Source organism: Mesorhizobium sp. M1334 (assembly GCF_040317995.1).
Taxonomy (GTDB): Bacteria; Pseudomonadota; Alphaproteobacteria; order Rhizobiales; family Rhizobiaceae; genus Mesorhizobium.
In genome coordinates this window covers 44,406-65,665 of record NZ_JAMYLM010000017.1, presented here as the reverse complement: position 1 = coordinate 65,665, position 21,260 = coordinate 44,406, and the positions used below count along the sequence as shown (strand labels likewise).

General features: G+C 63.3%; 19 protein-coding genes. 13 read left to right on the top strand and 6 right to left on the bottom strand.

Translation table 11 applies throughout. The features are described from left to right. The first annotated feature begins 3 nt into the window (after nucleotides 1-3). From NKH17_RS24205 to lpxK, 3 genes are read left to right on the top strand one after another with little or no spacing between them, the layout of a single operon-like run. Entirely contained in the window at nucleotides 4-783 is a 780-nt protein-coding gene (locus NKH17_RS24205; protein WP_023717166.1) for a lysophospholipid acyltransferase family protein, read from the top strand. Further along, nucleotides 780-2,096 carry a lipid IV(A) 3-deoxy-D-manno-octulosonic acid transferase gene (waaA, locus tag NKH17_RS24200; RefSeq protein WP_254817457.1) on the top strand — a complete coding sequence of 439 codons (1,317 nt, stop codon included), beginning with the start codon at nucleotides 780-782 and terminating at the stop codon, nucleotides 2,094-2,096. Before NKH17_RS24205 ends, waaA begins: the two co-directional genes overlap by 4 nt. A 1-nt stretch (nucleotide 2,097) precedes the next feature. After that, nucleotides 2,098-3,138 (top strand): tetraacyldisaccharide 4'-kinase, encoded by a 1,041-nt coding sequence (lpxK, locus tag NKH17_RS24195; RefSeq protein WP_352479938.1) that lies wholly within the window; start codon nucleotides 2,098-2,100, stop codon nucleotides 3,136-3,138. A 242-nt stretch (nucleotides 3,139-3,380) separates the two neighbouring features. On the opposite strand, the gene NKH17_RS24190 is transcribed toward lpxK, so the two are convergent. After that, nucleotides 3,381-3,614, bottom strand: coding sequence for a DUF2093 domain-containing protein (locus NKH17_RS24190; protein ID WP_031211156.1), 234 nt, complete (start codon nucleotides 3,612-3,614; stop codon nucleotides 3,381-3,383). A gap of 220 nt (nucleotides 3,615-3,834) precedes the next feature. Beyond that, a complete protein-coding gene (locus tag NKH17_RS24185; protein ID WP_352479939.1) occupies nucleotides 3,835-4,770 on the bottom strand; it encodes a LysR family transcriptional regulator in 936 nt (311 codons plus the stop codon). A gap of 90 nt (nucleotides 4,771-4,860) precedes the next feature. Between NKH17_RS24185 and NKH17_RS24180 the strand changes: the two genes are divergently transcribed. Then, nucleotides 4,861-5,754 (top strand): DMT family transporter, encoded by an 894-nt coding sequence (locus NKH17_RS24180; protein WP_352479940.1) that lies wholly within the window; start codon nucleotides 4,861-4,863, stop codon nucleotides 5,752-5,754. Between the two features lie 124 nt (nucleotides 5,755-5,878). Beyond that, nucleotides 5,879-6,634 (top strand): hypothetical protein, encoded by a 756-nt coding sequence (locus tag NKH17_RS24175; protein WP_352479941.1) that lies wholly within the window; start codon nucleotides 5,879-5,881, stop codon nucleotides 6,632-6,634. A 34-nt stretch (nucleotides 6,635-6,668) separates the two neighbouring features. Here the strand turns inward: NKH17_RS24175 and mutL are convergent, their stop codons facing one another. Both mutL and NKH17_RS24165 read right to left on the bottom strand, forming a co-directional pair. Then, nucleotides 6,669-8,519: a DNA mismatch repair endonuclease MutL gene (gene mutL / locus NKH17_RS24170; protein ID WP_352479969.1), complete on the bottom strand. Its 1,851-nt coding sequence runs from the start codon at nucleotides 8,517-8,519 to the stop codon at nucleotides 6,669-6,671. Nucleotides 8,520-9,122: 603 nt separating this feature from the next. Continuing rightward, on the bottom strand, nucleotides 9,123-10,025 hold the full coding sequence (locus NKH17_RS24165; protein ID WP_352479942.1) for a LysR family transcriptional regulator: 903 nt from the start codon (nucleotides 10,023-10,025) through the stop codon (nucleotides 9,123-9,125). A gap of 103 nt (nucleotides 10,026-10,128) precedes the next feature. Here NKH17_RS24165 and NKH17_RS24160 point away from each other — a divergent pair, with 103 nt between their 5' ends. Then, complete coding sequence (locus NKH17_RS24160) at nucleotides 10,129-11,118, top strand: zinc-dependent alcohol dehydrogenase family protein (protein ID WP_352479943.1); 990 nt, start codon at nucleotides 10,129-10,131, stop codon at nucleotides 11,116-11,118. A gap of 22 nt (nucleotides 11,119-11,140) precedes the next feature. Here the strand turns inward: NKH17_RS24160 and NKH17_RS24155 are convergent, their stop codons facing one another. After that, nucleotides 11,141-12,043: a LysR substrate-binding domain-containing protein gene (locus NKH17_RS24155; RefSeq protein WP_254817464.1), complete on the bottom strand. Its 903-nt coding sequence runs from the start codon at nucleotides 12,041-12,043 to the stop codon at nucleotides 11,141-11,143. 91 nt (nucleotides 12,044-12,134) lie between these two features. On the opposite strand from NKH17_RS24155, the gene NKH17_RS24150 reads away from it, so the two are divergent. The 6 genes from NKH17_RS24150 (at nucleotide 12,135) to NKH17_RS24125 (ending at nucleotide 18,615) form a co-directional block, all read left to right on the top strand. Beyond that, nucleotides 12,135-13,685 carry a trimethylamine methyltransferase family protein gene (locus tag NKH17_RS24150; RefSeq protein WP_352479944.1) on the top strand — a complete coding sequence of 517 codons (1,551 nt, stop codon included), beginning with the start codon at nucleotides 12,135-12,137 and terminating at the stop codon, nucleotides 13,683-13,685. 41 nt (nucleotides 13,686-13,726) lie between these two features. Then, nucleotides 13,727-15,376 (top strand): ABC transporter substrate-binding protein, encoded by a 1,650-nt coding sequence (locus NKH17_RS24145; RefSeq protein WP_352802677.1) that lies wholly within the window; start codon nucleotides 13,727-13,729, stop codon nucleotides 15,374-15,376. A gap of 105 nt (nucleotides 15,377-15,481) precedes the next feature. Next, complete coding sequence (locus NKH17_RS24140; RefSeq protein ID WP_352509574.1) at nucleotides 15,482-15,961, top strand: DUF3828 domain-containing protein; 480 nt, start codon at nucleotides 15,482-15,484, stop codon at nucleotides 15,959-15,961. Between the two features lie 4 nt (nucleotides 15,962-15,965). After that, complete coding sequence (locus tag NKH17_RS24135) at nucleotides 15,966-16,523, top strand: hypothetical protein (protein WP_352479947.1); 558 nt, start codon at nucleotides 15,966-15,968, stop codon at nucleotides 16,521-16,523. An 11-nt stretch (nucleotides 16,524-16,534) separates the two neighbouring features. Next, a complete protein-coding gene (locus NKH17_RS24130; RefSeq protein ID WP_352690799.1) occupies nucleotides 16,535-17,719 on the top strand; it encodes a mandelate racemase/muconate lactonizing enzyme family protein in 1,185 nt (394 codons plus the stop codon). Further along, nucleotides 17,719-18,615, top strand: coding sequence for an alpha/beta hydrolase (locus NKH17_RS24125; RefSeq protein WP_352899864.1), 897 nt, complete (start codon nucleotides 17,719-17,721; stop codon nucleotides 18,613-18,615). Before NKH17_RS24130 ends, NKH17_RS24125 begins: the two co-directional genes overlap by 1 nt. Before the next feature lie 14 nt (nucleotides 18,616-18,629). On the opposite strand, the gene queF is transcribed toward NKH17_RS24125, so the two are convergent. Then, nucleotides 18,630-19,091 (bottom strand): preQ(1) synthase, encoded by a 462-nt coding sequence (queF, locus tag NKH17_RS24120; protein WP_352802684.1) that lies wholly within the window; start codon nucleotides 19,089-19,091, stop codon nucleotides 18,630-18,632. A 114-nt stretch (nucleotides 19,092-19,205) separates the two neighbouring features. Here queF and NKH17_RS24115 point away from each other — a divergent pair, with 114 nt between their 5' ends. Beyond that, nucleotides 19,206-21,251, top strand: a complete 2,046-nt coding sequence (locus tag NKH17_RS24115) for an oxidoreductase (protein ID WP_352899861.1) — start codon at nucleotides 19,206-19,208, stop codon at nucleotides 21,249-21,251. The last annotated feature ends 9 nt before the right edge of the window (nucleotides 21,252-21,260 follow it).

Below are 21,260 nucleotides of genomic sequence, written 5' to 3'. Positions count from 1 at the left end.
TCGATGAACCATGAAGCGGTCAAGCGTTCAGCCCCGCGGTCGGCGGTCAGACGTCGCAAGCCGAAGACGTTCTGGCGCAAGATCCGCGAACCGCTGGCGCAGTCGCGATTCGTCAAGAATGCGCTTGCCGCGCTGTTTGCGTATTTCGTCCGCCTTGTCCGCTTGACCAACCGCATGGTCGACGGATCGGCCAAGTTTTCCGGCGGCGCCTATGCGCAGCTCGAGCCTGGCATCATCGCGCTTTGGCACGGCCAGCATTTGCTGACCCCGGCCTATTATCCCAAGGGACGGCCGCTGGTTGCCATGGTGTCGCGCAGCGCCGATGCCGAGCTCAACGCGCTGATGGTCGAGAAATTCGGCATCGAGGCGGTGCGCGGCTCTGGCGGGCGTGAAAGCGCAAGGCATCTCGACAAGGGCGGGGCCAAGGCGCTCATCGCCCTCAAAAAGTCGCTCGCCACCGGTAAGAATGTCGCCATGATTGCTGATATTCCCCACGGCACGCCGCGCGATGCGGGGCTCGGTGTCGTCCTCCTGGCGCGGCTGTCCGGCCGGCCGATCCTGCCTGCCGCGATAGCCACCAGCCGCCGCAAGGTGATCGAGGGCAGCTGGGACAAGACGACGATCAACTTGCCCTTCGGCCGCTCCTCGATCGTCGTCGGCACGCCTGTCTTCGTGCCGGCCAACGCCGACGCCGCGGAAATGGAACGCAAGCGCCAGGAGGTCACGGCCTCGCTCAATGCCGCGACTGCCGAGGCCTATCGCCTTGTGGACGGTTCGAAATGAGTATGCGCTGGGCGCGCGCCTTCCTGACGGCATACCGTTTCGCCGGCGCCGCCGCTTACCCGCTGGTCGGACCTTACGTCGCCTGGCGCACATCCAGAGGCAAGGAGGACCGCATTCGCCGGCGTGAACGCTACGGCGTCGCCGGACGCGAGCGCCCCGAAGGCCCGGTGATCTGGATCCATGCCGCCAGCGTCGGCGAGACCATCGCCGTCGTGCCGCTGGTCGAGAGCATTCTCGATTACGGCGTCAACATCGTGCTGACCACAGGCACCGTCACCTCGGCGCAGGTCGCCGAAGAACGGCTGGGCGACCGCATCATCCACCAATATGTGCCGCTCGACCTCAAGCCGGCGGTCAGCCGCTTCCTCGACCATTGGCAGCCGGACCTGGCGATCATCGCCGAATCGGAGATCTGGCCGATGACCATCCTGGAACTCGGCGCCCGCCGCGTGCCGCAGGTTCTGGTCAACGGCAGGCTGTCCGACCGCTCTTTCAAATCCTGGAAGAAGCGCGCCAACATTGCCGAAGCATTGTTCGAAAATCTCGCCCATGTCGTTGCCCAATCGGATCTCGATGGCGAGCGCTTCCTTTCGCTCGGCGCCCGGCCGGTCACCGTGTCCGGCAATCTCAAGGTCGACACCGCGCCGCCGCCGGCCGACGAGCGAGCACTGGCGGCGCTGAAACGCCAGATCGGCGGTCGCCCGACCTGGGCGGCGATCTCGACCCATGATGGCGAAGAGGCGGTCGCCGCCGAAGTTCATGCGATGCTGCACAAGCGCCACCACGGGCTTTTGACGATCATCGTGCCGCGCCATCCCGATCGCGCCGGGCAGCTGGCCGCCCAGATTTCCGGCATGGGCCTGAAGCTGGCGCAGCGCAGCAAGGGCGACAGGATCACTGCCGACACCGATATACTGCTCGGCGACACGATCGGCGAAATGGGGCTTTATCTGAGACTGACGGAAATCGCCTTTGTCGGCCGTTCGCTGACTTCCGAGGGCGGTCAGAACCCGCTGGAACCGGCCATGCTGGAGACGGCGGTGCTTGCCGGCCGCAATGTCCAGAATTTTCGCGAGGCCTATCAGCGCCTGCTCGATAGCGGCGGCGCTAAGCTGGTGCGCGACCGCGATATGCTGGCCGGCGCCGTCAATTTCCTTTTGACCAACGAGGCGGCCCGCCATGAGATGATGGCGGCGGGCGCGGCGACCGTCGACGAGATGCGCGGTGCGCTGGCACATACGCTCAGGTCGCTCGAGCCCTATATCCAGCCGCTGGTCGTCAAGTCGCGCCTGAAGGGCGCGAACGGGCGCTGACGTGACCTCGGAAGCGCCGCCCTTCTGGTGGGAAGAGCCCGACTGGCGGGTCACGGCGCTGTCGCCGCTCTCCGCCATCTATGCGCTTGTCGCCGGTCGCCGCATGCGGCATGCACCGCGCGAAAAGGTCGAGGCGCCGGTGCTCTGCGTCGGCAACTTCACCGTCGGCGGCACCGGCAAGACGCCGGTGGCCATCGCATTGGCCGAGCAGGCCCGGCGCATGCAGCTCAATCCGGGTTTCCTGTCACGCGGCCATGGCGGCTCCTTCGCGCAGCCGCATATCGTCGATCCGCACCACGACGCCGCCAAGCATGTCGGCGACGAGCCGCTGCTTCTGGCCGAACACGCGCCGGTCGCGGTGACGCCGAATCGGGCCGCCGGCGCCAGGCTTCTGCTGGAGAAGCTCGGCTGCGATTTCCTGATCATGGATGACGGTTTTCAGAGCGCGCGCATCCACATCGACTATGCGCTCGTCGTCGTCGACGCGCGCCATGGCATCGGCAATGGCCGCGTCATCCCCGGTGGGCCGCTGCGGGCAAACATCGTCGACCAATTGGTCTTCACCAGCGCCTTGCTGAAAATGGGCGAGGGCACAGCGGCCGATACGGTTGTGCGCCAGGCAGCGCGCGCCGGCAGGCCGATCTTCGAGGCGCATACCGTGCCGAGCAGCAAGGTGACGCTGGCCGGCAGGCGGTTCCTGGCGTTCGCCGGCATCGGTCATCCCGACAGGTTTTTCGACACCGTAAGCGAGGCCGGGGGCGAGCTTGCGCTGACCCGACCATTTCCAGACCATCATTTCTACAGTGCGGACGAGCTTGCCGAATTGGCGGCGACAGCACGTAAAGCCGGGCTTGGCCTCATTACCACCGCCAAGGACGCTGCCCGCCTGCGTCACGGCGCAGCACCGCCAGAATTCCTCGACGGGCTCGATGTGCTGAAGATCGACACTGTGTTCGAGCTTGACCACGTGCCGCAGCGCATTATCGACGAGACGCTGGATGCCTGGCGGCAGCGCAGGCTGAGGGGTCGATCAGCAGCTTGAGCACCGAGGCGGTGTAGGACTGGAATTTGCAGCTTTCCGCCGGTCGAGCGTATTTTGTTCTTGCTTTGTGCCGGCAGCTATGCTACTGACTTCGGTATGGTGATGATTCGCCGGTGACCCGCCTTCGAGCCTGAGGCGGGTTTTTTATTTCAAGATAGGCTCTAAAGTTTCGGTGTTGCCGGCCTGACCCGGGGGGCAGAGGGCGCAGGATCGCAACGGGGCGACTCCCCATCTGCGCTAGACTAGCGTCGGCGGCGCAGTTCCGGATGCGCTTCGATCTCGCGGCGCAGCGAGGCGGCGGCATTCACATAGGGTTCCTGCCTGGCGACACTCCAGTATTTGAGCTCGTCGAGCGGGATGCTCTCGCCGGTCACCGCGCAGCGCACGAAGGCGCCGGGGCTGGTCACCTGGAAGTCGCCATCGAGATAGCGGATGCGGGCTTCCTTGCCGCCGGGACCTTCGAAACGGTTCATCATGGGGTGGTGCCGAAATTCATGACGATGTCATCGCCACAAATTGCGGCGAGGTCAAGCTTGGTTGGCCTTGCCTGGTTCTGTTTCTGGTGACACTTGCTCAAACAAGCCGGCAAAGCGAATGCCAATGCATGTCGCGCAAAGTGTGCGGCGGTTTTGCGCGACATGCATAAACACAAGAACCTGAAGCACGTCGCATGATGCCGGTCGAACGCGACGCGTCTTAGGCATCTCCTTCCTCGGCCGTGATAAACTGCTCGATCTTCTCCGCTGGCAGCCCTGCCTGGACGGCGATGCGCCGGGCGAGCTCGGCGGCGGCTGCGCGCGGCCGCCCCAGCGGCCGGTCGAGCCAGTAGGATATCGGGCTGAGAACGCTGCGTTCGTCGACGGCGACGATGCGGCCCGACTTCAATTGGTCCACCGTCAACGGCGGACGTGCCAGCGCAATGCCGAGCCCGTGCGCGGCGGCGTCGAGCACGAGGTTGTAGTCCTCGAAACGGCGGTCGTGCGGCCGCGGCCGATAGTCCATCTCCTGCGCCGCAAACCAGGCGCGCCAGGCCGAAGCGTCGGAATCGTTGATCACCGGAAATTCGAGCAGCCGGGCAGGATCTCCGCGGCCGATCTCCCTGGCCAATTCCGGCGAGGCGACCGGGAACACATATTCTTCGAAAAGCTGCACCGAGATCCGGCCCGGAATGCGGCCGCGCCCGCAGCGGATCGACAGGTCGATGCCTTCGTCGGCAAGATCGCCCTGGCGGATGTCGACGTCGAGCATGATCCGCAGCTTGGACGGGTGATTCTCCAGCGCCGCCATGCGCGGCATCAGCCACAGCCCGCTGACCGAGGGGATCGAGGTCAGCCGCACCACCGCCGTGCCGCGCGGCTCAACCCAGCGATCCGAATTGCTGGCGATCAGGGCGAAGGCTTCGGTGGTGCGCAGATGCAGGCGGTTGCCTTCGACGGTCAGCGAGACGCCGCGCGCGCCGCGGTCGAAGACTTTCAGCCCGAGCCAACCCTCGAGCTTGGCGATCTGCCGGCTGACGGCGCCATGGGTGATATTGAGCTTCTCGGCCGCAGCCGAAAAGCTGCCGGTCCGAGCCGCGGCGTCGAAGGCGCGCAGCGTTTCGAGCGGCAGCATCGGGTCTAAGCTGTGATCCATAGTCACAGGTGATCCTCGATTTGTTCGTTTGTCAACCGACCCGCAATAGCGTTTCTCTACTTCATGGCATTGGATCGCGAGGACACCCAGATGAGCGCTTACACCGGCACGTTGAATACGACACAGCGCATGGATGCCGCGGCTGCCATCGCGGTGGCGCTGACGGTGGTCGGCTGGGCCTCGGCCTTTCCGGCGATCCGCGCCGGCCTTGCCGCTTTCGGGCCGCTGGAACTTGGCGCGCTGCGCTTTGCCATCGCCGCGGTTCCGGCGGCGATCTTTCTCGCTGTCAAGCGGCCGGCACTGCCCAGGCTCGATGAACTCTGGCGCTTTGTCTTCGGTGGCGCCGTCTTCGTCGCGCTGTACACGGTGATGCTCAATTTCGGTGAACTGACCGTTTCGGCCGGTGCCGCCGGCTTCATCATCAATGTCAGTCCGATCTTCACCGCCATCATGGCCATGGCGCTGCTCGGCGAACGCTTCTCGGGCCTGGCCTGGGCCGGCACATTCCTGTCCTTCGCCGGTATCGGCATCATCGCCATGGGCGAGGGGCAAGGGCTCCATTTCAACAGTGGTGCGCTGCTTGTCCTCGGCTCGGCATTGTGCTCGGCCGTCAACACCATCGTCCAGAAGCCGCTGTTTGGCCGCCACCACCCGCTGACGATCTCTGCCTCGAACATGGTGCTTGGCGCGCTCTGCCTGTCGCCCTTCCTGCCGAGCGGTCTGGCGCAGGCGGCGGTCGCCGACACCGCCGGGCTCGGCGCGGTCATCTTTCTTGGCATCGTGCCCAGCCTCATCGCCTATGCCGCGTGGGCAACAGCACTTTCCCGGCTGCCCGCCGCGCGCGCTTCCAATTTCCTCTACCTGGTCTCGCCGGTCGCGACGCTGATCGGCTTCTTCTGGCTGGGCGAAGTGCCGACAGTGCTCGGCATCATCGGCGGCGCGCTGGCGCTTGGTGGCGTCATCGTGGTGAATTTGAAGAGATGAATCAGATGGTTGAGGCCTTTTGCCGACTCAAACCGGCTACTGACGGCCATTGCGATGCAGACACGAGCCAGGCGGGTGTCTATGTTGATCGCGTTGGCGAAGCGCAGTAAGGGTCGACATGGGAATGCAGTTTATCTCCGCAGTGTTTTTCTTGCTGCTGCTCAGCCAAAAAGCCGCCGCGGGTTGGTATCAGGTCGAAAATTACGAAGGTTTCATTGGGCCTAACCCAGTCCATCTGTCGCTGCAGAGGAATGACAGTTTCGGCAGCGGGATTACGGTCGAGGGGAGCTATTTCTACGACGCGAAGCAAAGCCCGATAGCCGTGTACGGCAAGATCAACGGCACCAGCGTGTCCCTTTGCGAGGTTGCGGACGACAAGGAATTCGACCGGGTCCTGGTCATGGGATCGAAAACGCCCGTCGACACTACTGGATGCCCATTTTCTCTGGACATTGGTGAAAGCGGTGCAACGGGGGCATGGAGCAAGGGTGCGGACAAACATCCCGTTACGCTCAAGAAAGTTGCGAGCCTGGACGATACCGGCGACGGGAAGATTGATGGAACCGTTGAGATCCCGTTCTGGGCGCAGACCGCCACCGATAGATTTGCGGGAATCTACGCGAAAACCGACGCCGGCATTTGCATGGAAAAGTTGCTAGTCATCAGCAAGCGCAGCAAGAAAGTCGTTCAAGAGATCGTTTTCGATGACGAAGATTGCGACGCGGGTATGCTGATGACACCAATCTATATGAACGTTCAAAAACACACGGAAAAAACCGTCGAGATTATTTCTGTAAGCTTTCGCGGCGGCGGCGCCGGCTATAGCATGGACTATGCTTTCTCTCCTAAAACCAAAAAGTATCATAAATTGGTGAACTGAGCGGGTGCCCGCTTGGCATTGCGCAGGGTAAGGCTTACCGCCTGCCGAACAGCCTCTCGATATCCGACAGCTTGAGCTCGATGTAGGTGGGGCGGCCGTGGTTGCAGGTGCCGGAGCCGGGCGTCGCCTCCATCTGGCGCAGCAGCGCGTTCATCTCTTCGGGCTTGAGCAGACGGCCGGAACGCACCGAGCCGTGGCAGGCCATGGTCGCGGCTATTTTGTCCAGCCGCTCCTTCAGCGTGTCGACCGTATCGTTGTCGGCGATCTCGTCGGCGAGGTCGCGCACCAGCTGCTGGACGTTGGTCTCACCAAGCATCGACGGCGTCTCGCGCACCGCGACGGCACCGGGGCCGAAGCGCTCGATGCCGAGGCCGAAGCGGGCCAGCGTCTCGGAGTGCATGGCGAGCCGCTCGGCATCTTCCTCCGACAGATCGACGATTTCGGGCAGCAGCAACATCTGTGACGGCACCGCGCGTGAGTGCAGCGCATTTTTCAAGGCCTCATAGACCAGCCGCTCATGCGCCGCATGCTGGTCGACGATGACGAGCGAATCCCTAGTCTGGGCGACGATGTAGTTCTCATGCACTTGTGCGCGCGCCGCGCCCAATGCCGTGCCGAGCAGCGTCTCTGCCGCCTGGTCCTGTCCGGCGCGCGCGTCGGCACTGTGCAGCGGCCCGGCATCGAACGCCGCCTGCTCGTCCTCGCCCAAGCCGCCGCCCATAGCGAGCGGCCGCTGCGGCGAACGGGCCGGATCGAACCCGGCAAAGCCTGAGGCCCGATAGGCGGCCTCGTAACTGCGGTGACCGTTGGCCGGCCCGCCATGCGCATAGGATGCCGCGCCTGGCCGGAACGCCGCCATCATGCCGGCGGCCCCCGTGGTGGCGGCGCGGATGCCGGCATGGGCCAGTGCTTCACGGATGGCGCCGACGATCAGCCCGCGCACCAGCCCCGGGTCGCGGAAGCGCACGTCTGCCTTGGCCGGGTGGACGTTGACGTCGACGATCGCCGGATCGAGCGTCAGGAATAGCACGGTGACGGCATGGCGGTCGCGCGGCAGCACGTCGGCGAAGGCGCCGCGAATGGCGCCGGCGATCAATTTGTCACGCACCGGGCGGCCGTTGACATAGGCGTATTGCTGTAGCGCGTTGGCGCGGGTGAAGGAGGGGACCGAGACATGGCCGGCGAGGTGCACGCCGTCCCGCATCGCGTCGATGGCGATCGCATTGTCCGGAAAGTCGGCGCCCATCACCTGTGCCACCCGGCGCAGCCGGCCTTCCGGGCTGTCGTCGGTCGCCGGCAGTTCCAGCGTCGAGCGGTCCGGGCCGGCCAGAGTGAAGCGCACGGCGGGGAAGGCGATGGCGATGCGCTTGACCACGTCGCCGATGGCCGAGCTTTCGGCGCGCTCGCCCTTCATGAATTTGAGCCGCGCCGGCGTGGCGAAGAACAGGTCGCGCACCTCGACCGTGGTGCCGCGATTGGCGGCGGCCGGCCTGACGGCGGAGACGCGACCGCCGTCGATGCCGATCTCGGCGGCGTTGTCACTGGACACGGTGCGCGAGCGGATCGACAGCCGCGCCACCGAGCCGATCGAAGGCAAGGCCTCGCCGCGAAAGCCGAGCGAGCGGATGTCGTGAATGTCGTCGGCGAGCTTGGAGGTGCAATGGCGCGCGATCGCCAGCGCCAGTTCCTTTTCCGGAATGCCCGAGCCGTCATCGCTGACGCGGATCAGGTTCAGCCCGCCGCCGGCGGTGACGATCTCGACTCTGGTAGCGCCGGCATCGAGCGCGTTCTCGACCAGTTCCTTGACCACGCTTGCCGGACGCTCGATGACTTCGCCGGCGGCGATCTGGTTGATCATCGTTTCGGAAAGCTGGCGGATGGGCATGGCAGCACTATAGGCGGATTCGTGGCCGATGCGGGAGGGGGAGAATAGCGTTGATTGTTGCAAGGCAGGGAGACTGCTCCGTTGCGCTCCGTCCCACCCCCCTCTGGCCTGCCGGCCATCTCCCCCGCAAGGGGGGAGATCGGATGTCGCCTCGGCCTCCGCCAGTCTCCAATGTCTCAAAGGTTGGCGGGACGCATGAACCGCCAATCTCCCCCCTTGCGGGGGAGATGGCCGGCAGGCCAGAGGGGGGTGCTGTCCCGCCACGATGTAGAGATAGGAAAATTGTTGAAGTGAATGGGCTTGGCCCCCAATTGACTTAGTGGATTTAGTCGGGCGAAGGCCAAAATCTGAAGCGAATGGCCGTTGGAGGCGACATTTGGACGTCATCCTAGATTACTTAATGGTAAAGTTCGCTCGATGGATACAGCGTCGAAAGAGTCGTATTGCAAGAGTAATTTTGTTCACTATTTGGACGATTATTTCAATATCGCTAACAGTTGTTCTGGTTTACCTCCTGTATATTCGAAATCTTACCATATAGATTATTGTTCAATCGTCGGGTCGTTCTCGAGGAAATCCGCGCAGCTGACCGCGAGCGTGCCTTCAACTCAGGAGCTTGGGCAGCGCTGCCGCCAGTGCATCGACGGCAAGGCGGACTTTCATCGGCAGATGAGGCGTCTGCAACCAAAGGGCATGAACGTCGTAGAGAAACCGGGATTGTTCCGGCAATAGCAGGACAAGCGCGCCTGCCTGGATGCGCCGGCGAACCAGCCAGTACGGCAGCCAGGCGAGCCCCATGCCAGCGGCCGCGGCATCGGCAATGGCATCGAGATCGTCGAGCCGCAATCTGCTGACGGGCCGGATCTCCATCGCGGGCTGGCCGTTGCGCGGAAACAGCCACGGCTGAACGGCGCGCCCGGAACGGCGGTAGATGATCGCGTGATGGCGGCCCAGGTCATCTATTTCCTGCGGCTGGCCGTGCCGGTCGAGATAGGACGGCGACGCGCAGACGACCATGTGCTGGCGCGCGATGCGACGCGCCATTGCCTCGGCCTGGTCCTCCAGGTCGCCCGTTCTAATGGCAAGATCGCAGCCGTCCTCGGCGAGGTCGGCGAGGGTGTCGCTGAACGACAGATCAAGTTCCAGCGCCGGATATTGCTGCGCAAGCCCGAACAGGATCGGGGCAACGCAGCGCCGGCCGAAATGCACCGGCATGAGCACGCGCAGCTTTCCGCGCGGTTCGGCAAGCTGGTCGGCGGCGAGTGCATCCGCGGCCTCCGCTTCGGCAAGCACCAGCCGGCAGCGTTCGTAATAGGCGCGCCCGAAATCCGTCAGGCTTTGGCGGCGTGTGGTCCGGTTGATGAGGCGCACGCTCAGGCGCTCCTCGAGAAACCGGACATGTTTGCCGACCATCGGCCCGGACAGATCGAGAGCGGCCGCCGCGGCCGCGAACGAGCCAAGGTCGACGGCTTTGACGAACACGGCCATGCTCGTAAGGCGATCCATATTCAAAACCTACAGTTTCTGCTGATCTACTCAAGCGGCTATTTATCCGCCTGATCGCCGCTGGCATAGCTGATTCAGTTCAAATATTTTGGAGTTGTGACCGATGGCGCGTGTCGTTCGTTTTCATGAGCTTGGTGGTCCCGAGGTTCTGCGCATCGAGAATGTCGACATGCCTGCGCCCGGGCGAGGCGAGGTCCAGATCCGTGTCAAGGCGTTGGGTCTCAACCGGGCCGAGGCGCTGCTCCGTTCAGGCAGATACATCCAGACCGCGCCCTTACCTTCGGGTCTTGGGCTTGAGGCGGCGGGGATCGTCGAGGTGGTCGGCCAAGGCGTGAGCGGTTTTGCGCCGGGCGATGCCGTCAGCATCGTGCCGCCATTGTCGATGGTCCGCTGGCCTGCCTATGGTGAGATTGCCACATACCCCGCCGAGCTCGTCGTCAAGCACCCGCCGGCGCTGAGCTGGGAAGAGGCCGCCGCCGCGTGGATGCAATATCTCACGGCCTATGGTGCGCTGATCGACATTGCCCAACTTGGCCGGGACGACTTTGTTGTTATCACTGCGGCCTCGAGCAGTGTCGGACTTGCGGCGATCCAGATCGCCAACCTGGTTGGCGCGACCCCGATCGCGGTCACACGGACGTCTGCCAAGAAGCGGGCTTTGGTTGCATTCGGCGCGGCCCACGTCATCGCTTCGGCGGAAGAAGATCTGGAGGCCAGGCTGAAGCAAATCGCCGGCCCGGACGGCGTGCGCGTGGTGTTCGACGCCGTCGGCGGTCCGATTTTCGAGCCTCTGACGGCAGTGATGGCAGCGGGTGGCATTCTCATCGAATATGGCGGCTTGAGCCTCGACCCGACACCCTTTCCGCTACCTGCAGTGCTGGCGAAGACACTGACGCTGCGCGGTTATCTCATGCATGAGATCGTGCGCGATCCGGTCCGGCTGCAGGCCGCCAAGGCGTTCATCCTTGACGGACTAAGCTCGGGTTCGCTGAAGCCGGCAATCGCCAGAACCTTTCCGTTCGACCAGATCGTCGAGGCGCATCGTTATCTCGAAGCGAACGAACAATTCGGCAAGATTGTCGTGACGGTTTGACCGGGGCATTGATGGGATAGCCTCATGCTTGCGCCGCCAGCCAGTCCCGTACCTTGCGGGCGTTGTCGCTGAGCTCGCGGTTCCTCGACCAGATGACATGAAAGCCCTTGCCGGTCGTCATCGTGTGGCCGGTGACGCGCACCAGCAGCCCTGATGCCAGCAGCCGCTCGGCGAGGTGACCCCAGCCGAGCGCGATGCCTTGCCCTTCCATGACTGCCTGGATCACCAGCGCATAGTCGTTGATGCGCAAGCCACGTCCGGCATCGGCGATGTCGACACCGGCCGAGGCGAACCACTCGTCCCAGCTCGCGGCCTCGCGAAACGGCTCTTCGAGATGGATGAGGCGGTGCGATTGAAGGTCCGCGACACGCTCCGGCAGCCCGAACCGGGCCACATAACTCGCGCCGGCGACGGGGAATATCACTTCATCGGCCAGCGGCAGGGAATGATAATCCGGCCATTCCCTGGGCTCGCCGCCGCGGACGCCGAGCGGGATGTCCTCGGCGATGATGTCGAGATCGCGGTCGGCGGTCTGGATGCGCAGGTCGATGCCCGGCAATTCGTCGCGAAACTGCTGCAGGCGCGGCATCATCCAGAATGAGGCGAAGGCGGTCGAGGCGGCGAGCGTCACATGCGCGCCGACGGCGATCTGGCGCAGATCCTCCGCCGACTTGCGAATGTGCGACAGGCCGAGCGAGACGTCGGCATGGAAGCGGTCGCCGGCCTCGGTAAGGCTGACTTGCCGGTGGCGGCGCTGGAAGAGTTTGGCGCCGAGCTGTTCTTCGAGCCCGCGGATCGCATAGGACACGGCAGCCTGCGTCATGCCGAGCTCCCGTCCGGCGGCGGTAAAGCTCGACAGCCGCCCGGCGGCCTCGAAAACGATCAGGCTGCCCGCCGACGGCAGCAGGTGGCGCAAGCTTCGCATAAGCTGACCTTATACAAGAGATCAGGATTTTCCAGCGTCACAGCTGCATTTTGTCTGGCTAGATTGGTCGAGACAGGAAGATGGAGCCTCCATGAACGCACCGGCCGTTGAAGTGAGCGAACATACCAATCGTCGCGCGGGTGGCCGCCTGGGGCGCAAGGCGCTGCGAGGCGCACCCGTTGCGTCATTTCCGACCCTGGTCCGCAAGATTCCGGTGTATCAGATGGTTCCGGACGAGGCGGTGGAACTGATCCACCAGGAATCGCTCTCGATCCTCGAAGAGGTGGGATGCGAGTTCCGCGACGACGAGGCGATCGCAATGTGGAAGGCGGCGGGCGCCGATGTCTCGGAGACAAGGGTCCGCATCGACCGCGCCCTGCTCATGGAGCTCATCTCGAAGGTCCCGTCGGAATTTACGCTCAATGCGAGGAATCCCCAGCGTTCGGTACGTGTGGGCGGCAACAACTCCATCTTCGTGCCGATGTATGGCGCGCCATACGTGCGCGACCTCGACAACAACAGGCGCTACGGCACACTCGCCGACCTCCACAATTTCCACAAGCTCGCCTACATGGCGCCGGCGCTGCACTCGTCGAGCTCGATCATCTGCGAGCCGATGGAAATTCCAGTGCCGAAGCGTCACCTCCACATCATCCATTCGGCGCTGAAGCACTCCGACAAGCCGTTCATGGGCATCGTGACGTCCAGGGATCGGGCCGAAGACACGATGGCGATGGCGGGCATCGTGTTCGGCGAGGACTATGTCCGCGACAACCCGGTCCTGGTGGCGATCACCAACTGCAATTCGCCGCTGGTCTGGGATGCCACCATGCTGGACGCGATGAAAGTCTATGCGCGCCACAACCAGCCGCTGATCCTCGCGCCCTTCGCTCTTTGCGGCGCCTCGACTTCGGCCTCTGCCGTCGGTGCGGTCGCGCAGGTCAATGCCGAAGCGCTGGCGGGTGTCGCGTTCACACAGCTGTTGCGTCCGGGTTCGCCGCAGATCTACGGACAGTTCATGGTGACGGTCGACATGAAGACCGGCGCTCCCATGGGCGGCACGCCGGAGGCGGCCCAGATGATGTATCTCATGGGCGCGCTGGCGCGGAAGTATCGGCTGCCGTGGCGCACGTCCGGTTTCCATGTCGGCTCGAAGCTGAACGACGCCCAGGCGGGCTACGAGGCGAACATGCTGATGCATGCCGCCATCCTTGCCGGCGCCAACTACATCTGGCACTCCGCCGGTTGGCTCGAGGCCGGCCTGACCTGCGGCTATTCGAAATTTGCCACCGACTGCGAGCAGCTTGTCGGCTGGTACAAATATGCCGGCGGGCTGCCATTCGACGATTTCAAGGAGGCTATGGCGGCTATCCGCGAGGTCGGACCGCAGGGCCATTTCCTCGGCACCCAGCACACGCTCGAACATTTCGAGTCCGCCTTCTTCATACCGAGCATCATGGACTTCAATTCGTTCGAACAGTGGAAGGCGGAAGGAGCAAAGGACCACGACACCCGCGGCCGCGAGAAAGCGCGCAACATGCTCGCCGATTACGAGGAGCCGAAGCTCGATGAGGGCATCGCCGATGGTCTCAAAGATTTGATTGCGCGGCGCGAGGAGAAACTGCCGGACAGCGTTAGTTGATAACGGGCGAAGACCCGATGGGAACCATAACGGAGGAAAAAATGACACTCTTCAGAAGCAACGGTGATCGGGTGCCGAGCGCCATCGAAGCGATGGCCAGCGAGGCGCGTGCAGGTCGTGTGGATCGGCGCGAGTTTCTGGCTCTGGCAAGCGCCTTCGGCGCATCGACGGCCTTTGCCTACGGCATGATCGGCCTTGCCATGCCGCAGCGGGCTTTGGCTGAAGAGCCGAAGAAAGGCGGCACGCTCCACGTTTCGATGTCGGTGAAGGCACAAAAGGATCCGCGCACCTACGACTGGGTGGAACTCGCGAACATTTCACGCTGCTGGCTGGAGCCGCTTGTCCGCTACACGCGCCAGTTCACTTTCGAGCCGGTTCTGCTCGAAAGCTGGGAGGTCAACGACGACGCCACCGAATATGTGCTGCATGTTCGCAAGGGCATCGCCTGGAACAACGGCGATGCTTTTAGCGCCGATGACGTGGTCTACAATCTGACGCGCTGGTGCGAGAAGGCTGCCGCCGGCAATTCTATGGCCGCGCGCGTCGGTGCGCTGATCGATGCAAAGACCGGCAAGGCCAGGGAAGGGGCGATCACCAAGGTCGACGACAACACGGTGAAGCTGAAGCTGAACGAACCGGACATCTCGCTGATCCCGAACTTCACCGACTATCCGGCGCTGGTGGTCCATCGCAACTTCGACGCCGACGGCGCCAATCCGATCGAGAAGCCGGTTGGCACCGGGCCGTTCGAGCTGGTGTCTTATGCGGTCGGCCAGAAAGCGGTCGTCAAACGTCGCGAAAATGGCAAATGGTGGGGCGGTGAAGCGCTTCTCGACGGCGTCGAATTCATCGACTACGGAACCGATTTCAATGCGTCCGTAAACGCATTCGACTCCGGCGAAATCGATCTCAACTTCGAGACGCCTGCCGACTTCATAGACATCCTCGACAAGATGGGGCTGGTGAAATCGGAGGTCGCGACAGCGACCACGCTCGTTGCCCGCACCAACATCACGCACAAACCCTACGATGACAAGCGGGTCCGCAACGCCCTCCAGATGGCCGTCGACAACAATGCGGTGCTCGAACTTGGCTATGCCGGGCGAGGCACCGTCGGTGAAAACCACCACGTCAGCCCGATTCATCCGGAATACTACGCGCTGCCCAAGAAGACACGCGACGCAGCGGGCGCCAAGAAGCTGATGGCGGAGGCCGGGCAGGCCGACTTCGAGCATGAACTGATCACCGTCGAGGACGATTGGCAAAAGAACACCGGCGACGCGATTGCCGGCCAGTTGCGCGATGCCGGGATCAAAGTGAAGCGCACGGTGCTGCCGGGTTCGACCTTCTGGAACGACTGGACGAAATATCCTTATTCCATGACCATCTGGTACATGCGCCCGCTTGGCGTCCAGGTGTTGGCGCTCGGCTATCGCACCGGCGAGGCCTGGAACGAAACCGGCTACTCGAACCCTGATTTTGACGCCAAGCTCAAGCAGGCTCTCTCGCTCATCGACGTCGAGAAACGCCGCGAGGTCATGAAGGACATCGAGCAGATCCTGCAGGATTCGGGCGTCATCATTCAGCCGTTCTGGCAGAAGCTGTTCAGCCACATGAACGAGAAGGTGAAGAACTACGGTGTGCACCAAACCTTCGAAATGGATCTCCAGAACGTCTGGCTGAACGCCTGAGTTGCCAGCAGAGGACGCGTTGCAGGATTTCATGGACCGCAAGAAAGCTGACGGGCAAGATGCGTGGTACTGATAGCTTCCGTCAGTGAACAATCGGGGACACGCATGAAACTGCCACTTTTTGTTGCGGCGCTTTCGATGGCCTTGCCGGCGGCCGCGTTTGCCGGCCCTGCTGCCAATGCCGTGAAGTTCTTTTATGTCCCGTCGGTCAAATTCGAGGCCGATGCGCAATATCGCGACCGCTTCACCGCACCGGTGACGAAACTGTTCGAACTGAACGACAATGCGGCAAAGAACCATCCGGATGAAGTTCCCTGCATCGACTTCGCCCCTGGTCTCGATGCGCAGGACTATGACGAGAAGACCGTGGCCAAGACGCTGACGCTGGCCGAAACGCTGGATGGCGACAGCGCCGAGGTGACGGCGACCTTCAACCTTTTTCCGGAAGGGGATGATTCCAAACGCGAAATGGTCTGGTCGTTGAAGAAGATCGACGGCCAGTGGAAGGTCGCCGACATCACCTCGAAGACCAGCGGGTGGACGCTGAGTGCGCTCGAATGCCTGGCCGGGCAGTCGCCGGAGTGATGCCGTGCTCCGCTGTCATCCCTGGCTTTTGGCGACTGCGTGCCTGCTGGCCGGATTGAGCAGCGCCGCCGCTCAGGGCCTGTTCGGCGCGCCGCCCGCAAACGCGCCGGCCGACAGTGCGGCACCGCCGAAGGCAGTTTTGCCGCCGGCAGAAAACGCGCCGGCCGCACCCGTGCAGCCGGGCTCGCCGACCGCGGTGGTGAAGCCGTTCTACGAGCATGCCGGGCTCGAGGTCGATCCGGCTCAGCGGGGCCATTTCACCGACCCGGCAAAGTCGGTGCTCGACAAGAGCGACGCGCTGCGGAAGTCGGGGCAGGGCGAATGCCTCGATCCCAACATGGCGCTCGACAATTCCGAATACGACAAGGCGGAGATCGACAAAAGCCTGAAGACCATCGAAGCGATCAAGGGCGACGAGGCCAAGGTCGTCGTCGCCTTCGTCGTCGCCGGCAACCCGCACCGGCTGGAGTGGAAATTCAGGAAAGTCGACGGCGACTGGAAGATATCGGACCTTCTCTCGGTGACCGGCGAATGGGCGCTAAGCCAATACCAGTGTGAGTGAGAACGGAACCGATGAAGATCACCAACATCCGCGTCACCCACGTCAACGTCCCGCTCGATGCTCCGTTCTGGTGGACGGCTGGTCTCTACGGCGGCGCCTCGAAATCGATCATCGAGGTCGAGACGGACGAAGGCGTGGTCGGACTGGGCGAGGCGCCATGGTGGCATTTCGGCGAGGTGATCAAGGCCGAGATCGCGCCGGCGCTGATTGGCGCCGATCCGCTCGACATCGCCGACTGCGAGGCGCGCTGTGTGCCGCCCTGGCAGATCACCGCCAACACCGGCGAGAACGCAGCCACGGTGGCGTTCGGCGCCGTCGACCTGGCGCTGTGGGATATAAGAGGCAAGGTCTTCGGTATGCCGCTCTATAAGCTGCTCGGCGGCGCGGTGCGCAAGGACATTCCGTTTTCGGAATATTTCGCCTTTCGCCCCGCTCAAGGCGGAGCCGGCGGCGAGATGACCGCCGAAGCGATCGTCGACTACTGTCTCGGCATGCGAGAACAGCACGGCTCGACGATCTTCGAGGGCAAGCTGATCATGGGCGATCCCGAGCTCGAGATCAGGACAGTGCGCATGCTGCGCGAGGCGCTTGGCGACAAGGCGCAGATCAAACTCGATTCCAACATGCAGTGGTCGCTAACCACAGCGCGCTGGGTGCTGCGCGAGATCGAGCCGTTCAACATCCGCAATTACGAGGATCCGGTCGCGACCTTCGAGGAGATGGCGGCGCTGCGCCAGCATTCGCGCATTCCGTTCTCCACGCACATCCCGGATCTCAGGCGGGCAGTCGCGCTCGGTGCGCCGGATTACTTCGTCTGCAATTTCGCAGCACTCGGCGGATTGTCGAAAACTCTGAAATTCATCGCCGCCTGTGAGGCGATGGGCAAGGGGTTCTGGTGCTATTCGAACGATCTCGGCATCATGACATCGGCTTATTTGCACGTCGTGGCGGCGACACCGTGGATCACCGAAGCATCGCAGTCGCTGTTTCGCTGGCAGATCGGCGATGTCATCAAGGACGGCCCATTCCGGCAGACCGGCAATACGGTGCGCGTGCCGGAGGGGCATGGCCTGGGCGTCGAACTCGATCCGGCTTCGATGAAGCGCTGGGCGGGCCACTTCGCCGAACACGGGCCGATGGGCCATTTCAGCGACCCGAACAATCCCAGCCGCTACCGGCGGCTGCCGCTCAACTGATGCGAAGTGCACGTGACCGATCGATGAGAAGAGGTCCTGTCGTGGTTGCTTTATTCGCGGCGGTTTGCGTCCTGGCCTGCGCTGTCAGCTGGGAGGCAGGAAGCCGCGCGGTGGCCCGCGTGCCTCGGCAAAGCTTCACGCTGCCTGTGGGGTTACCGGTGGAGCGCAGCGTTCTGAAGCAGGAGGGCGCGCCCGACCTTGCCGGTTGGGTGGCGGATCGGCAGGACAGTTGCGGAACAATCGTGCTGTTACACGGACGCGGTTCAAACAAGCTGGCCATGGTTCCAAGAGCGAAGCTGCTTTTCGAAAGCGGCTACTCGATCGTGCTGTTCGATCTGTCGGGACATGGCGAAAGCGGCGGCGATATCAGAGGCTTTGGTTACATCGAACGGCAGGACGCCAGTCGCATCCTCGCCTTTGCGCGGCAACGCTTCGCTGGTCGCAAGGTGGCGGCCATCGGTTCGTCGCTCGGTGCGGCTGCTTTTGTGTTTGGCGCTCAGCAGGAGCATGCCGATGCCTATGTCCTGGAGCAGCTCTACGCGACTTTGCTGGAAACCACGGCGTTGCGAGCGCCCTTGCCTATGTTACGCGACGTACAGGCGACCGTCCTCTTGGCGCAGATGCAGCTCCGCCTTGGCTTCGGGGTAGAGGATGTCAGGCCGGTCGATCGCATCGGCACGATTGATCGGCCGATCTTGCTGCTAGCAGGCAATTCGGATCCGTTTGTCGCTCGCAGCCAGACACTGGCGTTGAAAGATGCGGCGGGCGCTCACGCAAAGCTGGTGTGGTTCGACGGCGCGCGGCATGTCGATCTCTATCGCTATGACCAACAGCGGTACCGCGACGCGGTGATGCCTTTCCTGGAGACCAACCTGTGCCGGACCGGGATCAGATGAGCCGCTCCGTCCGATTAGCCGCGTCCACGATAGGGGGCGACGCCGGTGTCGGGCAGCCACACACCTTCCGGCGGCGCGCCGGTTTGCCAGAACACGTCGATCGGAATGCCGCCGCGCGGATACCAGTAGCCGCCGACGCGCAACCACAATGGCTTGGTCGTGGCGATGATGCGGCGGCCGATCATGACGGTGCATTCTTCGTGGAAGGCGCCATGGTTGCGAAACGAGGTCATGAACAGCTTGAGCGACTTCGATTCCACCAGCAGCGCATCGGGTGCGTAGTCGATGACGATATGGGCGAAGTCCGGCTGGCCGGTGACCGGGCAGAGCGACGTGAATTCCGGGCAGGTGAAGCGAACGATGGCCGGCGGGCCGTCGCCGCGCGAAAACGGCACGGTTTCCAGGACTGCCGCTTCAGGGCTCTGTGGCGCCTCGACGTTGGTGCCGAGCTGGGTGAGGTTTTTCGTATCGGTCATGAGCAGGTTCCTTGCTGCATGTCGCCCAAAACTGCGCAGCGATTTTGGGACAGCGACATGCGTAAAAACAAAAATTTGCCGCTCATTAGCACAATTTGAAACAGCAGGAAGACGATGACTAGCAACGACCCGCTCCTCCAGCCCTATCAGCTCAAGCATCTGACGCTGAAGAACCGGGTGATGTCGACCAGCCATGAGCCGGCCTATTCAGAGGACGGCATGCCGAAAGAGCGGTACCGGCTCTACCATGCCGAAAAGGCCAAGGGCGGCATGGCGCTGACCATGACCGCCGGTTCGGCGATCGTCTCGCGCGACAGCCCGGCCGCTTTTGGCAATCTGCATGTCTATGACGACCGCATCGTGCCGTGGCTCGCCGAGCTGACCGACGCCTGCCACGAGCACGATTGCAAGGTGATGATACAGATCACCCATCTCGGCCGCCGCACCGGTTGGAACAAGGCCGACTGGCTGCCGGTCCTGTCGGCTTCGCCGGTTCGCGAACCGGCCCATCGCGCCTTTCCCAAGACTATCGAGGACTGGGACATCGAGCGCATCGTCGCCGACTATGCCGCTGCCGCCCAGCGCTGCCAGGCTGCCGGCCTCGATGGCATCGAATTCGAGGCCTACGGCCACCTGATGGACGGCTTCTGGTCGCCGGCCACCAACCAGCGCGACGATGATTTCGGCGGCTCGCTTGACAACCGGCTGCGCTTCACCGGCATGGTGCTCGACGCGGTGCGGGCGGCGGTCGGCCAAAAATTCGTCGTCGGCATCCGCATGGTCGCCGACGAGGATTTCGAGAAAGGCCTGTCGAAACAGGAGGGCGTCGAAATCGCCAGGCGGCTGGCCGGATCCGGCAAGGTCGATTTCCTCAACATCATCCGTGGTTCGATCGAGACCGATGCCGCGCTGACCAAGGTCATCCCGGTGACCGGCATGCGCTCGTCACCACACCTCGACTTCGCAGGGGAGGTGAGAGCGGCGACGAAATTCCCGACCTTCCATGCGGCGCGGATTTCCGACGTCGCCACCGCGCGCCACGCCATCGCCACTGGCAAGCTCGACATGGTCGGCATGACGCGTGCCCACATTGCCGACCCGCATATCGTCAAAAAAGTGATGGAGGGCCGCGAGCACGAGATCCGCCCTTGCGTCGGCGCCACCTATTGCCTCGACCGCATCTATGAGGGCGGTGAGGCACTGTGCATCCACAATGCGGCGACGGGCCGCGAGGCGTCGATACCGCATACTATTCCGAAAACCGAGGGACCGAAGCGGAAGGTGGTCGTCGTCGGCGCCGGCGCCGGCGGACTGGAGGCGGCGCGCGTCGCCGCCGAACGTGGGCACCAGGTGACGGTGCTGGAAGCATCGAGCCAGGCCGGCGGCCAGGTGCGGCTGGCAACGCAGAACCCGCGCCGCAAGGAATTGATCGGCATCATCGACTGGCGTCTGGCCGAACTCGACCGGCTCGGTGTCGAGATCCGCTACGATACCTGGGCGGAGAAGGACGACGTGCTGGCGCTGTCGCCCGACGTGGTGGTGATCGCCACCGGCGGCCTGCCGCAGAACCCGCCTCTGACGGCGGGCGACGATCTCGTCACCTCGAGCTGGGACATCATGGCCGGCAGCGTCAAGCCGGCCGAGAACGTGCTGCTCTATGACGACAATGGCGGCCATCAGGGCATGGGTGCCGCCGAACTGATCGCCAATAGCGGCGCCAGGCTGGAGCTGGTTTCGCCAGAGCGCTTCTTCGCCCCGGAAATGGGCGGCATGAACCATGTGCCCTACATGCGCGCCTTCCAGGAAAAGGGTGTCACGGTGACCATCAACACACGGCTGCGTTCTGTGCGGCGCGAAGGCAACCAGTTGATCGCCGAGCTCGCCTCCGACTTCGCCGATGGCTGGCGCGGCGAGCGGCGGGTCGACCAGGTGGTGGTCGAGCATGGCACGCTGCCGCTCGACGATCTCTATCTGGCGCTGAAGCCGCTGTCGAAGAACGCCGGCGCGATCGACTACGAAAAACTGGTCAATGGCGGCGATATCTTCCCCGTGCGCAATCCGCAAAGTGGCTTCGTGCTCTTCCGCATCGGCGACGCAGTTGCCTCGCGTAACATCCATGCTGCAATCTATGACGGCATCAGGTTCGGCTTGCGGATCTGAGGAATATTT